This window comes from Pseudomonas sp. GW821-FHT09A09 (assembly GCF_059418405.1).
In genome coordinates this window covers 174492-191031 of record NZ_JBWKPU010000004.1, presented here as the reverse complement: position 1 = coordinate 191031, position 16540 = coordinate 174492, and the positions used below count along the sequence as shown (strand labels likewise).

Annotated in this window: 14 protein-coding genes; 8 read left to right on the top strand and 6 right to left on the bottom strand. The window is 61.7% G+C overall.

Annotated features, from left to right (window positions below; all coding sequences use genetic code 11):
- Positions 1-165 precede the first annotated feature (165 nt).
- The 4 genes from AC07OV_RS05240 to AC07OV_RS05225 all read left to right on the top strand — a co-directional run bounded on the left by AC07OV_RS05240 (position 166) and on the right by AC07OV_RS05225 (position 5387).
- Entirely contained in the window at positions 166-2757 is a 2592-nt protein-coding gene (locus AC07OV_RS05240) for a glycosyltransferase (RefSeq protein ID WP_495091726.1), read from the top strand.
- Positions 2758-3000: 243 nt separating this feature from the next.
- Entirely contained in the window at positions 3001-4152 is a 1152-nt protein-coding gene (dapE, locus tag AC07OV_RS05235; RefSeq protein WP_495091725.1) for a succinyl-diaminopimelate desuccinylase, read from the top strand.
- The gene (locus AC07OV_RS05230; protein ID WP_495091724.1) at positions 4152-4961 is read left to right on the top strand and encodes a putative RNA methyltransferase; all 810 of its coding nucleotides are present in this window, start codon (positions 4152-4154) and stop codon (positions 4959-4961) included. Before dapE ends, AC07OV_RS05230 begins: the two co-directional genes overlap by 1 nt.
- Before the next feature lie 48 nt (positions 4962-5009).
- On the top strand, positions 5010-5387 hold the full coding sequence (locus AC07OV_RS05225) for a hypothetical protein (protein ID WP_176999388.1): 378 nt from the start codon (positions 5010-5012) through the stop codon (positions 5385-5387).
- 163 nt (positions 5388-5550) lie between these two features.
- Here AC07OV_RS05225 and AC07OV_RS05220 read toward each other — a convergent pair whose 3' ends face one another.
- Entirely contained in the window at positions 5551-5760 is a 210-nt protein-coding gene (locus AC07OV_RS05220) for a cold-shock protein (RefSeq protein ID WP_003219353.1), read from the bottom strand.
- A gap of 181 nt (positions 5761-5941) precedes the next feature.
- Between AC07OV_RS05220 and plsB the strand changes: the two genes are divergently transcribed.
- From plsB to AC07OV_RS05205, 3 genes are read left to right on the top strand one after another with little or no spacing between them, the layout of a single operon-like run.
- A complete protein-coding gene (plsB, locus tag AC07OV_RS05215) occupies positions 5942-8461 on the top strand; it encodes a glycerol-3-phosphate 1-O-acyltransferase PlsB (RefSeq protein ID WP_495091723.1) in 2520 nt (839 codons plus the stop codon).
- A gap of 51 nt (positions 8462-8512) precedes the next feature.
- Positions 8513-8914: a YbaY family lipoprotein gene (locus AC07OV_RS05210; protein WP_494998207.1), complete on the top strand. Its 402-nt coding sequence runs from the start codon at positions 8513-8515 to the stop codon at positions 8912-8914.
- Positions 8915-8949: 35 nt separating this feature from the next.
- A complete protein-coding gene (locus AC07OV_RS05205; RefSeq protein ID WP_176999385.1) occupies positions 8950-9639 on the top strand; it encodes a DUF4197 domain-containing protein in 690 nt (229 codons plus the stop codon).
- 70 nt (positions 9640-9709) lie between these two features.
- Here AC07OV_RS05205 and AC07OV_RS05200 read toward each other — a convergent pair whose 3' ends face one another.
- The 4 genes from AC07OV_RS05200 to AC07OV_RS05185 form a co-directional block, all read right to left on the bottom strand.
- Positions 9710-9976 carry a hypothetical protein gene (locus tag AC07OV_RS05200; protein ID WP_495091722.1) on the bottom strand — a complete coding sequence of 89 codons (267 nt, stop codon included), beginning with the start codon at positions 9974-9976 and terminating at the stop codon, positions 9710-9712.
- A 159-nt stretch (positions 9977-10135) separates the two neighbouring features.
- The gene (locus AC07OV_RS05195; protein ID WP_494998209.1) at positions 10136-10729 is read right to left on the bottom strand and encodes a LysE family translocator; all 594 of its coding nucleotides are present in this window, start codon (positions 10727-10729) and stop codon (positions 10136-10138) included.
- A gap of 2 nt (positions 10730-10731) precedes the next feature.
- Entirely contained in the window at positions 10732-13797 is a 3066-nt protein-coding gene (locus tag AC07OV_RS05190) for an efflux RND transporter permease subunit (protein WP_495091721.1), read from the bottom strand.
- Between the two features lie 6 nt (positions 13798-13803).
- On the bottom strand, positions 13804-14904 hold the full coding sequence (locus AC07OV_RS05185; protein ID WP_494998211.1) for an efflux RND transporter periplasmic adaptor subunit: 1101 nt from the start codon (positions 14902-14904) through the stop codon (positions 13804-13806).
- Between the two features lie 93 nt (positions 14905-14997).
- Here AC07OV_RS05185 and AC07OV_RS05180 point away from each other — a divergent pair, with 93 nt between their 5' ends.
- On the top strand, positions 14998-15633 hold the full coding sequence (locus tag AC07OV_RS05180) for a TetR/AcrR family transcriptional regulator (RefSeq protein WP_494998212.1): 636 nt from the start codon (positions 14998-15000) through the stop codon (positions 15631-15633).
- Between the two features lie 114 nt (positions 15634-15747).
- On the opposite strand, the gene AC07OV_RS05175 is transcribed toward AC07OV_RS05180, so the two are convergent.
- On the bottom strand, positions 15748-16530 hold the full coding sequence (locus AC07OV_RS05175) for a class I SAM-dependent methyltransferase (RefSeq protein ID WP_176999380.1): 783 nt from the start codon (positions 16528-16530) through the stop codon (positions 15748-15750).
- Between the last annotated feature and the right edge of the window lie 10 nt (positions 16531-16540).

Genomic DNA, 16540 nt, shown 5'->3' with positions numbered 1-16540 from the left:
GAAGCGACAAGCTACAAGTAAAGAACTTAGATGGCCTTTCGCTGACTAATGTCCGGTTTTTCTCTGCTTGCTGTACGGTCAGGGAAGGGCCGGTGTAGGATGCGCGCCGTTCGGCGCAGGCCGACACCTCTTTTCGTTCCACACCCTTTGGAACCCGAAATAGCCATGGCATCGCGTAAATTTGGACTCAACCTGGTGATCGTGCTGGCAATCGCCGCGCTGTTCACCGGCTTCTGGGCGCTGATCAACCGCCCGGTCACCACCCCCAACTGGCCTGAACAGATCTCCGGGTTTTCGTACTCGCCGTTCCAACAAGGCCAGTTCCCACAGAAAGACCAATACCCGACCGACGATCAGATGCGCCAGGACCTGGCGATCATGAGCAAGCTGACGGACAACATCCGTACCTACTCGGTTGACGGCACCCTGGGGGACATCCCCAAGCTGGCGGAAGAATTCGGCCTGCGAGTGACCCTGGGGATCTGGATCAGCCCGGACCTGGAACGCAACGAACGTGAGATCCAGCGCGCCATCGAAATCGCCAACAGCTCGCGCAGCGTGGTGCGGGTGGTGGTCGGCAACGAAGCGTTGTTCCGCGAAGAGATCACCCCCGAAGCGCTGATCGTGCTGCTCGACCGGGTGCGCGCCGCCGTGAAAGTGCCGGTGACCACCTCCGAGCAATGGCACATCTGGGAAAAGAACCCGCAACTGGCCAAGCACGTCGACCTGATCGCCGCGCACATCCTGCCGTTCTGGGAATACATCCCGATGGACAAGGCCGGCCAATACGTACTCGACCGTGCCCGAGACCTGAAAAAACTGTTCCCGAAAAAGCCCTTGCTGCTGTCGGAAGTGGGCTGGCCGAGCAACGGCCGCATGCGCGGTGGTAACGAGACATCGCCTGCCGACCAGGCCATATACCTGCGCACGCTGGTGAACAAGCTCAACCGCCAGGGCTACAACTACTTCGTGATCGAGGCGTTCGACCAGCCGTGGAAAGTCAGTGACGAAGGCTCCGCCGGCGCCTACTGGGGTGTGTACAACGCCGCGCGCCAGCAGAAATTCAACTTTGAAGGCCCGGTGGTTGCGATCCCGCAATGGCGCGTACTGGCCATCGGCTCGGTGGTACTGGCACTGCTGTCGCTGACCCTGCTGATGATCGACGGCTCGGCCCTGCGCCAGCGTGGCCGTACCTTCCTGACCTTTATCGCGTTCCTGTGCGGTTCGGTGCTGGTGTGGATCGGCTACGACTACAGCCAGCAATACAGCACCTGGTTCAGCGTGACCGTGGGTATCTTGCTGGCACTCGGCGCCCTCGGCGTGTTTATCGTGCTGTTGACCGAAGCCCATGAACTGGCTGAGGCGGTGTGGACCCACAAGCGCCGGCGTGAATTCCTGCCGGTTGAAGGGGATTCGGATTACCGCCCGAAAGTGTCGATCCACGTGCCGTGCTACAACGAGCCGCCGGAGATGGTCAAACAGACCCTCGACGCCCTGGCAGCACTCGATTACCCGGACTACGAAGTCCTGATCATCGACAACAACACCAAGGACCCGGCTGTTTGGGAACCCGTGCGTGATTACTGCGAAACCCTCGGCCCGCGCTTCAAGTTCTTCCACGTCTCGCCCCTGACCGGTTTCAAGGGCGGCGCGCTGAACTACCTGATCCCGCACACCGCCAAGGATGCCGAAGTGATCGCGGTGATCGACTCGGACTACTGCGTGTCGCCGAACTGGCTCAAGCACATGGTGCCGCACTTCGCCGACCCGAAAATCGCCGTGGTGCAGTCGCCGCAGGACTACCGCGACCAGAACGAAAGTACCTTCAAGAAGCTCTGCTACGCCGAATACAAGGGTTTCTTCCATATCGGCATGGTCACCCGCAACGACCGGGACGCGATCATCCAGCACGGCACCATGACCATGACCCGTCGCTCGGTGCTCGAGGAACTGGGCTGGGCCGACTGGTGTATCTGCGAAGACGCCGAACTGGGCCTGCGCGTGTTCGAGAAAGGCCTGTCGGCGGCGTACTACCACGACAGCTACGGCAAAGGCCTGATGCCGGATACCTTTATCGACTTCAAGAAACAGCGGTTCCGCTGGGCCTATGGCGCGATCCAGATCATCAAGCGCCACACCGCCAGCCTGCTGCGCGGCAAGGACACCGAGCTGACCCGTGGCCAGCGCTACCACTTCCTCGCGGGCTGGCTGCCGTGGGTGGCGGACGGCATGAACATCTTCTTCACCGTGGGCGCCCTGTTGTGGTCGGCGGCGATGATCATCGTGCCAACGCGGGTCGACCCGCCGCTGCTGATTTTCGCGATTCCGCCCTTGGCGTTGTTCGTGTTCAAGGTGGGCAAGATCATCTTCCTGTACCGCCGCGCCGTTGGCGTGAACCTCAAGGATGCGTTCTGCGCGGCCCTCGCTGGCCTGGCGTTGTCCCACACCATCGCCAAGGCGGTGCTGTACGGCTTCTTCACCAGCAGCATTCCGTTCTTCCGTACACCCAAGAACGCCGATAACCACGGCTTCTGGGTCGCGATTTCCGAAGCCCGGGAAGAGATGTTCATCATGCTGCTGCTGTGGGGCGCGGCGCTGGGGATCTACCTGGTGCAGGGCCTGCCCAGCAACGACATCCGCTTCTGGGTGGTGATGCTGCTGGTGCAGTCGCTGCCGTACGTGGCGGCGCTGATCATGGCGTTCCTTTCGTCGCTGCCCAAACCTGCAGCGGCGCCGGCGCCTGAACCGGCCGTGTAAAAACTTGCGCAATGCACTAAACGGCGGCCTCTGGCCGCCGTTTTGCTATAAGATAACGGCCGTTTTGTGAGTCTTAGCCGAGCGCTGCTCTCTGTGGGAGCTGGCTTGCCTGCGATGCAGACGCCGCGGTTTGGCAGGTAGACCGTGGCGATGCTATCGCAGGCAAGCCAGCTCCCACATTGGATCTGCGTTGTTTCAAGCCCACATTCGTCCTGCGCCCATTACACGCTTCCGGAGCTTTCCATGACGGCCCATTCCGACCTTTCGCCGACCCTTCAACTTGCCATCGACCTGATCCGTCGCCCCTCGGTCACGCCGATCGATGCCGATTGCCAGAAGCTGATGATGCAGCGCCTGGGCGACGCCGGTTTTGCGCTCGAGCCGATGCGCATTGAAGACGTGGACAACTTCTGGGCCACCCACGGCAAGCACGAAGGCCCGGTGCTGTGCTTTGCCGGTCACACCGACGTGGTGCCCACCGGCCCGGTCAAGGCCTGGCAGAACGACCCGTTCGACGCACTGATCGATGAAAACGGCATGCTCTGCGGGCGTGGCGCGGCAGACATGAAGGGCAGCCTGGCGGCCATGCTCGTGGCGTCGGAGCGTTTCGTCACCGACTACCCGGACCACCGCGGTTCGGTCGCGTTCCTGATCACCAGCGATGAAGAAGGCCCGGCGCACCATGGCACCAAAGCCGTGATCGAACGCCTGGCAGCCCGCAAGGAGCGCCTGGACTGGTGCATCGTCGGCGAGCCATCGAGCACCACACTGGTGGGCGATGTGGTCAAGAACGGCCGTCGCGGCTCCCTCGGCGCTACCCTGACCGTACGCGGTGTGCAGGGCCACGTGGCCTATCCGCACCTGGCGAAGAACCCGATCCACCTGGCTGCACCGGCCCTGGCTGAACTGGCGGCCGAGCACTGGGATGACGGCAATGCCTTCTTCCCGCCAACCAGTTTTCAGATCTCCAACCTCAATTCCGGCACCGGCGCGACCAACGTGATCCCGGGCGATCTGACGGCGGTGTTCAACTTCCGTTTTTCCACCGAGTCCACCGTCGAAGGCCTGCAGCAACGCGTTGCGGCGATTCTCGACAAGCACAACCTGGACTGGCACGTGGAGTGGGCGCTGTCGGGCCTGCCGTTCCTCACCGAACCCGGTGCCCTGCTGGACGCCGTTTCGGCCAGCATCAAGGCGGTCACCGGCCGTGAAACCAAGGCGTCCACCAGTGGTGGCACCTCCGACGGGCGTTTTATCGCCACCCTCGGCACCCAAGTGGTCGAGCTGGGCCCGGTCAACGCGACGATCCACCAGGTCAACGAACGCATCCTGGCCAGCGACCTCGATGTGCTGACCGAAATCTACTACCAGACCCTGATCAAGTTGCTCGCCTGATGCTCGCCTGCCCCCTTTGCAACGCCCCGCTCAACGCGGTGGACAACGGTGTGGCCTGCCCGGCCGGGCACCGTTTCGACCGCGCGCGCCAGGGCTACCTGAACCTGTTGCCGGTGCAGCACAAGAACAGTCGCGACCCGGGTGACAACCTGGCGATGGTGGAGGCGCGCCGCGACTTCCTCAACGCCGGGCACTACGCCCCGGTGGCCCAACGCCTGGCGGAACTGGCCGCCGAGCGCGCACCGCAGCGATGGGTCGATATCGGTTGTGGCGAGGGTTACTACACCGCCCAGATCGCCGACGCCCTGCCCCAGGCCGATGGCTACGCGCTGGACATCTCCAAGGAAGCGGTCAAGCGGGCCTGCAAGCGCAACCCGGCGCTGACCTGGTTGATTGCAAGCATGGCCCGCGTGCCGTTGGCGTCAGGCAGTTGCCAGTTTCTGGCCAGCGTGTTCAGCCCGTTGGATTGGGAAGAGGCCAAACGCCTGCTCAGCCCTGGCGGTGGTTTGATGAAGGTCGGCCCGACCAGTGGCCACCTGATGGAACTGCGCGAGCGTTTGTACGACGAAGTGCGCGAGTACACCGACGACAAGCACCTGGCCCTGGTCCCGGAGGGCATGAGCCTGGCTCACAGCGAGACGCTAGAGTTCACCCTGAGCCTGGCCGAGCCTGCAGACCGCGCCAACCTGCTGGCCATGACGCCCCACGGCTGGCGGGCCAGCGCCGAGCGCCGCAACGAAGTGATCGAGGCCGCCGAACCACTGAAGGTCACGGTGTCGATGCGCTACGATTATTTCGTGCTTCAATAACCGACTTTTCCGCGAATGGATTTTCGAATCCCGCAACGAGGAACATCCATGCGCCAACCTGATATCGAGATTTACCTGAAGGACGCCGACGTCGACCACAAGGCCATCGCCGCCTGGCTGGGCGCCGCCCTGGGTCCGTGCTCCGACTGGGTCCAGAAGGGCCAGACCTACAAGTGCAAGGCCGGCAGCGTGCCCGTCACCTGGCTGCCGAAAGCGGTAGGCAAATGGAACAGCCTGTACCTGGAAAGCGACCAGACGCCGTGGGACGACGACATCGCCTGCGCCCGCGCCGCGTTTGCTGCGCTGAACGTTGAAGTGCGTTGCGCGCCGGGGACCTGGGTCGAGGAAGAAGGTGAAGAAAGCGCCGACACCTGGGTTCGCATCAGCGCCGACGGTGAAGAGCAAATCACCTGGAAAACCGCCTGACCTGACACCACAAAGCCGATCAATGTGGGAGCCGGGCTTGCCCGCGATGCAAGCACCTCGGTCTGTCAGGCAGACCAGCGTGATGCTATCGCAGGCAAGCCAGCTCCCACACAAGCCGGCTCCTACAGTTTGATTGGGTTACCACAGTAGAATTTGGTTAGCCTTACAGCCCCACCACATCCTCAGCCTGCAAGCCCTTCTCGCCGGTCACCACGGCGTACTCCACCTGCTGGCCTTCAGCCAGGGAACGGTGGCCCTCACCGCGAATGGCGCGGTAGTGCACGAACACATCCTTGCCATCCTCGCGCTGAATAAAGCCATAGCCCTTTGCATCGTTGAACCACTTCACATTGCCGGTTTCGCGCGTTGCCATCTGTTTTGCTCCCACATGCTTTTTATTGTTGAGTCAGTCGCATTGAACTGCCGAGTATATGACAGGCTCAAAAAGCTTCAACTCAAGTTTATTTAGCCGCTTTTTTGCCGATTTTCGGCGAATACGGCACACTACCCGCCCGAGCATCTGCTCGGTTTTTTCCACTTGAAGCAGCACGCCTATGACCCGCTCCCCGTTCCGCCGTCTGGTGTTTGGCACCTTGCGCCGACTGTTGTACCTCTGGGTTCGCTCGGAGACGATCAACCAGTCGTCCCTAACCCTTAACCTGGACCGCAGCCGGCCGGTGTTCTACGTCCTGCAATCGCCCTCCCTCACCGAACTGGCGGTGGTCGATGCCGAGTGCACCAAGGCCGCCCTGCCGCGCCCGGTGTTGCCGGTGTCAGTCGGCCCGTTGATGGAACCGGCGGCGTTCTTCTACCTCACGCCGGAGCCCGACTGGCTCGGCCGCCAGGACAAACGCGGCGCACCGCCCACCCTGACCCGGCTGGTCAACACCCTGACCGAACACGCCGAAGAGAATGCACAAATCATTCCGGTCAGCGTGTTCTGGGGCCAGTCACCCGAAAGCGAGTCCAGCCCGTGGAAGCTGCTGTTTGCCGACAGTTGGGCGGTCACCGGGCGTCTGCGCCGCTTGTTGAGCATCCTGATTCTGGGTCGCAAGACCCGCGTGCAATTCTCTGCGCCTATCAACCTGCGTGAATTGATCGAGCACAATAAAGGCCACGAACGCACCGTGCGCATGGCCCAGCGCATCCTGCGCGTGCACTTTCGTAACCTGAAAACCGCCGTAATCGGTCCCGATTTGTCCCACCGTCGCAACCTGGTGAAAGGCTTGGTCAACATGCCACTGGTGCGCCAGGCCATTGCCGACGAGGCCGAGCGAGAAAAAATCAGCCCGGAAAAGGCCAAGGCCCAGGCCCTGCGCTACGGCAACGAGATCGCCTCGGACTACACCTACACCGCGATCCGCTTCCTGGAAGTGGTGCTGAGCTGGTTCTGGAACAAGATCTACGACGGCATCAAGGTCAATAACATCGAAGGTGTGCAAAAGGTTGCCCAGGGTTACGAGGTCATCTACGTGCCTTGCCACCGCAGTCACATCGACTACCTGTTGCTGTCCTATTTGCTGTTCAAGAACGGCCTGACCCCGCCGCACATCGCCGCCGGGATCAACCTGAACATGCCCGTCATCGGCAGCCTGCTGCGCCGTGGCGGTGCGTTTTTCATGCGCCGCACCTTCAAGGGCAACCCGCTGTACACCTCGGTGTTCAACGAATACCTGCACACCTTGTTCACCAAGGGCTTTCCGGTGGAATACTTCGTCGAAGGCGGGCGTTCGCGCACCGGGCGCATGCTGCAACCGAAGACCGGCATGCTGGCGATTACCCTGCGCAGTTTCCTGCGTTCCTCGCGCATGCCCATCGTGTTCGTGCCGGTGTATATCGGCTATGAGCGCGTGCTCGAAGGCCGTACCTATCTCGGCGAACTGCGGGGCGCGAGCAAGAAGAAAGAATCGATCTTCGATATCTTCAAAGTGGTCGGCGCCCTCAAGCAGCGGTTTGGCCAGGTTGCGGTCAACTTCGGCGAACCGATCAAGCTGGCAGAGTTCCTCGACGCCGAGCAGCCAGACTGGCGCGCCCAGGAGCTGGGCCCGAACTACAAACCGGCCTGGCTGAATGAAACCACCAACCGCCTCGGCGAACAGGTGGCGCGCCACTTGAACGAAGCCGCGGCGGTGAACCCGGTCAACCTGGTGGCGCTGGCGCTGCTGTCCACCACCCGCCTGGCCCTGGACGAACAGGCCATGGCGCGCCAGCTTGACCTGTACCTGGCCCTGCTGCGCCGTGTGCCCTATTCGCCCCATACCACCTTGCCCGAAGGCGATGGCCTGGCGCTGATCAAGCATGTGAAGGACATGGACCTGCTGTCGGAGCAAAGTGATGCTCTGGGCAAGATCCTGTACCTGGACGAACAAAACGCCGTCCTGATGACCTACTACCGCAACAACGTGCTGCACATCTTTGCCCTGCCGGCGTTGCTGGCGAGCTTCTTCCAGAGCAGCTCGCGCATGAGTCGCGAACAGATTCTGCGTTACACCCACGCGTTGTACCCGTACCTGCAATCGGAGCTGTTCATCCGCTGGTCGCTGGACGAGTTGGACACAGTGATCGACCAATGGCTGGAAGCCTTTGTCGAGCAAGGTCTGCTCCGTTTCGAAAACAACGTGTACCTGCGCCCGGCGCCCAGTTCGCGGCACTTTGTGTTGCTGACCCTGCTGTCCAAGAGCATTGCCCAGACCCTGCAACGCTTCTACATGGCGATCTCGTTGCTGCTCAACAGTGGCCAGAACAGCATCAGTGCCGAAGAGCTGGAAGACCTGTGCACGATCATGGCCCAACGCCTGTCGATCCTGCATGGCCTGAACGCGCCGGAATTCTTCGACAAGAGCCTTTTCCGACATTTCATCCAGACCCTGCTGGAGCAAGATGTACTGCGCCGCGATGAAGCCGGCAAGCTGAGCTACCACGACCTGCTCGGCGAACTGGCCGAAGGCGCGGCCAAACGCGTGCTGCCCGCCGAGATTCGCCTGTCGATTCGCCAAGTGGCGTTGCATCGCGTCGACGGTGCTGCCGAAGCGCCGGTGGAGCCCGAAGCGCCCAAACCTGAAGAAAGCCGCTAGATTGAATAAGGCGTCGGGCGGTTTCCGACGCCGTTGACAAGGAGCTGTACCATGAAAAAGATCATTCTCCTCGGCCTCACGGCCCTGCTCGGAGCCTGCCAATCGATGAACCCTGCGCCGAAAGCCAGCCTCGACGGCGAAGTGTTCTACCTGCAACGCATCGCCCTGCCACCCGCGGCCACCCTGAGCGTGAGCCTGCAAGACGTGTCGTTGATGGACGCGCCGGCCGTGACCCTCGCCGAACAGAAAGGCCCGGTCAAAGGCCAGGTGCCGCTGCCGTTTCACTTGAGCTACGACCCTGCCCAGGTCAAGCCAGGCCACAGTTACTCGGTGAGCGCTCGCATCGAGCTGGATGGCAAGCTACTGTTTATCACCACCGAGCGGCACGCTGTGCAGCTCAACGGCCAGGACCCACAACCGCTGCGCCTGCGGGTTGACGCCGTCGCGCACTGACACTTTCCAGTAAACCCGATCAAAAGGAAGCGCCCATGCTCCGTAACTCCCTTCGCCTCACTGCCCTGTGTGCCGGCCTGCTGCTCGGTGCCAACGCCATGGCCCTGGACCTTGGCAGCCTGTCCCAGGGCGACGCCTCTGGCGGCCTCAAGGACGCACTGACTCAAGGCGCGCAGATCGCCGTGAAACAACTGGGTGTGCCCGGTGGTTTCAGCAACAACCCTGAAGTGAAGATCGGCCTGCCAGGCAAGTTGGGCAAAGTGGCCGACAAGCTGAAGATGTTCGGCATGGGTGACCAGGTCACGCAACTGGAAACCAGCATGAACAAGGCGGCTGAATCTGCCGTGACCCAGGCTCAGCCGATCCTGGTCAATGCGGTGAAAAACATGAGCGTGACCGACGCCAAGGGCATCCTCACCGGAGGCCAGGACTCGGCAACCCAATACCTGAACAAGAGCAGCCGCGAAGAGATCCGCGCCAAGTTCCTGCCCATCGTCAAGGCAGCGACCGACAAGGTCGGCGTGGCCCAGCAATACAACGCCCTGGCCGGCAAGGCTGCGGCCTTTGGCGCAGTGGATGCCAAGAGCGCCAACGTCGAGAACTATGTAACCGAACAAGCGCTGGACGGCCTGTTCAAGATGATTGCCCAACAGGAAGAAACCATTCGCAAGAACCCGGCGGCGGCAGCCACCAGCCTGGCGAAAAAGGTGTTTGGCGCGCTATAAGCGCCCTACCCTTTCACTGCGCCCAGATCGCTGACCACGGATCTGGGCGCAGTTGTTTCAGACGATCCGTTTAGCGATTAATCGAAAACAGCGGGTACGAAGGTCGGTGGGGATAGGCCTGCCCGGCATCGGGGTAGGGCTTGCCGTGACCAGGCTTGCAGTGATGGCCGTGACCGTAGCCTGGCTGGGTTGGATGTGGGCGGTGATGATGTCCAGGCCCCCCATACCCAGGCCTCTGTGGGTTAGCAGGCTCAAAGCCCTTGTGTGGCAGGTTGTTCCCAAGCAAGGCCCCGAGAAACGCGCCTTTGATTTCTGCAATCACCTTGAAAATCGTCATGTGATACTCCATACACTCAATGAAATAGGCCGGCTCGCCACTGGCGAGGTCCAGGCCTGTGCCTGTCCATCAGGCGAGTCTGAGTGGAGTGCCACGGGCAAACGTTCCGAACGCCCTGACGCCCGTTTGCATCTGCATGTAAAACCGCACAAAGCGGCTTCAGTGAAAAACCGAGTCGGCCAGCCGGCCCATCATGAGTGTGGCAAAGCAGCAAATCGCCACGGACGTCGCGCGGTTGATCTTCAACGGCGTCAGCCACGCCTTCTGAATACCTTCGAACCGACTGCCCAACAGGATCCAAGCCGTCCCTACCGGTATCACCACCAACGCGAGCGTCAGCATGAAGCCCGCATACCCTTGCAGCGTGGCAAATGCGTTTATCGGTGCGATAAACGAAACAATCAGCAGGCCTTTGGGGTTCATCACTGTCAGCCAGAAAAAGTACAGCCCGCTGAAACGATCCCTTCCAGGATCGCTGTCGCCACTTTTTCGCTGCCATAACTTGAACGAGACATACAGCAAGTAACAGGCCGCGACCAACTGGGTGAGCTTCAACGCCCACGGCGAGTAGGTTGCCAGGTACAGCAGCGCCACGCCCCACACGGAGACCTGGAGCAGGTACGCCAGGCATTCGACAAGCACCAGCCGCCACGACGCCCGATACCCGAACAACACCCCGGCGCGAAACAACAGGGTATTGGTCGGGCCGGGGGCAAGCAGCAACAACAGCAGGGCTGAAACGGTGGCCAGCATGATTACGCGACGTCCTTCCTCACTCGGAACCACGCAGCATACAGGGCTGGCAAGAACAATAGGGTCAACGCCGTCGCCACGATCAAGCCGCCCATGATCGCCACGGCCATCGGGCCGAAGAACACACTGCGTGACAGCGGGATCATCGCCAGCACCGCCGCGAGGGCGGTGAGAACGATCGGCCGGAAACGTCGGACAGTGGCCTCGATGATCGCCTGCCACGGGGCCAGGCCGGCCTTGATGTCCTGTTCGATCTGGTCCACGAGGATCACCGAGTTACGCATGATCATCCCCGACAGGGCGATGGTGCCCAGCATGGCCACGAAGCCAAAGGGCTGGCGGAAGACCAGCAGGAACAGGGTCACCCCGATCAAGCCCAATGGCGCGGTCAGAAACACCATCGCGGTACGTGAGAAACTGCGCAGTTGCAGCATCAGCAACGTCAGCACCACCACGATAAACAGCGGCACACCGGCTTTGACGGAGTTCTGCCCACGGGCGGAGTCTTCAACCGTGCCGCCTACTTCCAGCAGGTAGCCGTCCGGCAATTCGGCGCGCACACCTTCCAGGGTCGGCAGGATTTGCTGGACCAGGGTGGCCGGCTGTTCCTTGCCATATATATCGGCGCGGATGGTGACCGTTGGCAGGCGGTTGCGGTGCCAGATGATGCCTTCCTCAAAACCGTATTCGAGGGTGGCGATCTGCGACAGCGCAACACTTTTGCCGTTGTCGGTCGGCACCGCCAGGCTTGGCAGCAGCGACAACTCGGTGCGCTCATGCACGGTGCCGCGCAGGAGGATCTCGATCAACTCGTTGTCCTCCCGGTATTGGCTGACGCTGGAGCCGGTCAACGAACTCTGCAGGAATTTCGACAGGTTGGCGGTACTCACGCCGAGGGCACGGGCGCGGTCCTGATCGATATTCAGGTAGACGATCTTGCTCGGCTCCTCCCAGTCCAGGTGCACGTTGACCACGTGGGTGTTTTCGCGAACCTTGGCTGCCACCTTGCGCGCCAGCGCACGCACTTCTTCGATGTGTTCACCGGTCACGCGAAATTGCACTGGGTAGCCTACAGGCGGGCCGTTTTCCAAACGGGTGACACGCGAACGCAGGTCGGGGAATTGTTCGTTGAGGGTCTCGATCAGCCAGGTGCGCAGGCTTTCACGCTCCTCGATGGTTTTGGCCAACACGACAAACTGGGCGAAGCTGGCGGCAGGCAATTGCTGATCCAGGGGCAGGTAGAAACGCGGTGACCCCGTGCCGACATAGGCCACATAGTTATCGATGCCCGCGTGTTCCTTAAGCAGTGCCTCCAGGCGCTTGACCTGATCGGCGGTGTTGCTCAGGGAGGCGCCTTCGGCCAGTTTCAAGTCGACCATCAACTCCAGGCGACCGGAAGCCGGGAAGAACTGTTGCGGCACAAAACGAAACAGCGCCACCGAGCCGATAAACAGCAGCAGGGTCAGGACGATCACGGTTTTGCGCCGACGCACGCACCACTCCACCAAGCGCCTTACACGCTGGTAGAACGGCGTGCCGTAGGGATCAGGGCCGTCGGTGCCATGCTTGGCCGCGTGAATCTTCGCCAGGTCTGGCAGGAGTTTTTCCCCCAGGTACGGCACAAACACCACCGCCGCGACCCACGAGGCCAGCAGCGAGATGGTCACCACCTGGAAAATCGAGCGGGTGTATTCGCCGGTACTCGATTGCGCAGTGGCAATCGGCAGGAAACCCGCCGCCGTAATCAGGGTGCCGGTGAGCATCGGGAACGCGGTGCTGGTCCAGGCAAAGCTGGCGGCCTTGAGCCGGTCGAACCCCTGCTCCATTTTGATCGCCATCATTTCCACGGCGATGATCGCGTCATCCACCAACAAGCCCAACGCCAGCACCAACGCGCCGAGGGAAATCTTGTGCAAGCCGATGCCGAGGTAATACATGGTGGCGAAGGTCATCGCCAACACCAACGGAATCGCCAGGGCCACCACCATGCCAGTGCGCACGCCGAGGGAAAAGAAGCTCACCAGCAACACAATGGCCAAGGCTTCGGCCAACACCTGGACGAATTCACCAACACTGGTTTTCACCGCCGCCGGCTGGTCTGACACCTTGCGCAGTTCCATGCCGGCCGGAAGGTTCTTCTGCAGGCGTGCGAACTCGCCTTCCAGCGCCTTGCCCAGTACCAGGATGTCGCCGCCGTCACGCATGGCCACGGCCAGGCCGATCGCATCGGCGCCCATGTAGCGCATGCGCGGCGCGGGCGGGTCGTTGAAACCACGGTGGATGTCGGCGACATCGCCGATGCGAAAGGTACGGTCGCCTACGCGAATCGGGAAATTACGGATTTCCTCCACACTTTTGAAGTTACCCGACACCCGCAGTTGCACACGCTCGGTCGGGGTTTCAAAGAAGCCCGCGGTGGAGACCGCGTTCTGTTCCTGCAAGGCCTGCTGCACTGCGGCCAACGGCAGGCCCAGGGTAGCCAGCTTGAGGTTGGACAGTTCGATCCAGATCTTCTCGTCTTGTAGACCCAGCAACTCAACCTTGCCCACATCCGGCACGCGTTGCAGTTGAATCTGGATGCGATCGGCGTAGTCCTTGAGCACGGCGTAGTCGAAACCGTCACCGGTCAGGGCGTAGATATTGCCGAAGGTGGTGCCGAACTCATCGTTGAAAAACGGCCCCTGGATATCCGGCGGCAAGGTTTGGCGGATGTCGCTGATCTTCTTGCGCACCTGGTACCACAGCTCGGGAATCTGCGCCGAGTGCATGGAGTCGCGAGCCATGAAGGTGACCTGTGATTCCCCCGGGCGCGAGAAGGACACGATGCGCTCGTATTCGCCGGTTTCCATCAGCTTCTTTTCAATTCGCTCGGTGACCTGGCGCGAGACTTCCTGGGCCGTCGCCCCCGGCCAATTGGTTTTGATGACCATGGCCTTGAAGGTGAAGGGAGGATCTTCGCTTTGCCCCAGTTTGGTGTAGGACAAGGTGCCGACGACGGCCAACAGGATCATCAGGAACAGTACGATCTGGCGATTACGCAACGCCCATTCGGAAAGATTGAAACCCATCGGGGACTACTCCTTGGCCGCCAGATTCACAACTCGGTTGGAGCGATCCACCGGGCGCACTTGCTGCCCCTCATGGAGTACATGCACACCGGCTGCGATCACCCAATCGGTGGGGCTCAAGCCTTCGAGCACCGGCACGGTTTTCTCGCCAAACGCACCGATGCGCACCGGGGTGCGTTTGAGCGTGTTGTCCGGTTGCACGCGCCACACGTAGGACGCGCCGTTCTCCGCGCTGAGGGCCGACAACGGCACCGACAACGGAATCACGCCGTCGGCTTGTATGAATACGCGGGCACTCTGGCCCAGCTCGGCGGGGACTTTGCCACCGGTGAAGGCCACACGGGCGGCAAAGGTGCGGGATTTGGGATCTGCGGCCGGCGACAGCTCGCGGATGCGCCCGGCAAAACGCTGGTCCGGCTGGCTCCACAGCTCCACCGACACCGGCTGGCCGATCTTGAAACGGCCGAAGCCTTGCTCGGGCAGGCTGATAGACACCTCGCGTTCGCCATCGGTGGCCAGGGTGAATACGGTCTGGCCAGCGGACACCACTTGGCCCACTTCGACCGCGCGCTTGGCGACCACACCGTCCTGGGGCGCCCGCAACACGGCATAGCCGGCCTGGTTGCTGGACACGTCGAACTCGGCCTTGATCTGCTTGAGGCGTGCTTCACCGGATCGGTAGAGGTTTTCGGAATTGTCGTACTGGGAGCGGCTGACCATCTGACGGTCCATCAGGGTCTTGTAGCGGTCGCGCTCGGCGCGCACCAGGCTCAGGTTGGCCTCGGCGGCGGCCACTTGGGCGCGGGTGGCTTCCAGTTGCAGGCGTACGTCCTGAGGGTCAAGTTCAGCCAGCGGTTGGTTGGCCTTGACCCGTTCACCCTCTTCCACCAGGCGCTTGCTGACCTTGCCACCGATGCGAAAAGCCAGGTCCGGCTCGTAACGCGCGCGCACCTCGCCCGGGTAGCTGTCCATCGCCTGCGCCGACGGCTGTGGTTGCACCACCATGGCCGGGCGGACGGTGGTCTGGGCCGCTTCTTCATGGCCGCAAGCGGCCAAGAGGAAGACCAGGCTGGCAGGCAACGCAAGGGGCAGGAAAGTACTGCGCATGCTGAAGGACCTTTCGCAAATGGAGCTAGGAATAATTATACTGGCGGGTATGTTATTAATACCAAACTCACCAGTCCAGTATTAAAGGTGAAAATGTCCGACAATCCCACCAACACCAATAGCCCCGGGCGTCCCAAGGACATGGCAAAACGCCAGGCTATCCTCGAAGCCGCGAAAATCCTGTTTTTGAGCAATGGCTACGCCAGCACCAGCATGGATGCCGTGGCGCTGGAAGCCGGCGTGTCGAAGCTGACCGTCTACAGCCACTTCACCGACAAAGAGACCTTGTTCACCGCGGCCGTCGTGGCGACGTGCGAGGAACAGTTACCGGTGATGTATTTCGAATTGCCCGAAGGCATGCCCGTGGAAACGGTGCTGCTGAATATTGCGCGGGGCTTCCATCGGCTGATCAACAGCGAAGAGTCGGTGAACCTGCATCGCCTGATGATGACCACCGGCAACCAGGACGTGAAACTCTCGCAGATCTTCTTCGAGGCAGGCCCGATGCGCATGCTGCAAGGCATGGAGCGCCTGCTCAGCCGGATCGACCAGAGCGGCGCCCTGAGCATCGACAAGCCATTTACGGCAGCCGAGCACTTCTTCTGCCTGCTCAAGGGCACGGCAAATTTCTGTCTGCTGTATGGCTGTGGCGGGCACCTGAGTGAGGAAGCCGCCGAAGCGCATGTGCAGGATGTGGTGGGGTTGTTTATGCGGGCGTATCGCCCCTGAATATTTCATTGCTTGGGCGGACGCCATCGCGGGCAAGCCCGGCTCCCACAGGGGAATGCATTCCAATGTGGGAGCTGGCTTGCCTGCGATAGGGCCCTAGAGGCCAATGAAGAGTCAGGCCTTGAGCGCCTTCTTCGGATAAATGTCATACCGGCTGGATTTCCCATCCAGCGCATGGCTCGGCTTGGGCCCTTCGATGCACGGCGCCTTGCGCGGGCGCTTGACCACCACCCGGTGGCTGGCCAATGCCAACGCCGCAGCCAGCAAGGCGGGGGCATCCGGATCATCGCCCACCAAGGGCCGGAACAGGCGCATTTCCTTCTTCACCAGGGCGGTTTTCTCACGATGAGGAAACATCGGGTCGAGGTAGATCACCTGGGGCGGCTCACCTTCCCAGTTGCGCATCACCTCAATGGAATTGCCCTTGAGCAGCTTCATGCGCGCCACAATGGGGGCCACTTCAAAATCGTCGGCACCGCGCGCCAGGCCGTCCTCCAGCAAGGCGCCAATCAGCGGCTGGCGCTCGATCAGGCTCATGTCGCAGCCCAGGCTGGCCAGCACGAACGCGTCCTTGCCCAACCCCGCCGTGGCATCCAGCACCCGGGGGCGCACGCCCTGGGCAATGCCGACCGCCTTGGCAATCATCTGCCCGCTGCCACCGCCGTACAACCGCCGATGGGCCGCGCCACCTTCAACAAAGTCCACCCGCACCGGCCCCGGCGCGTCAGGCCCGAGCTGTTGCAACTGCAGGCCTTGTTCGCCGACCTGCAGGGAAAAGTCCGCGTCTGCCAGCGCTAACGGCAAGCCAAGTCGCGCCGCCCACTGCTCGGCAAGGGCCTGGAAACCTTCGGCCAAGGCTTCGACCTGAATGCGGCTGGCCGCTGGTTGTTCGCTCATCAATCGCTAC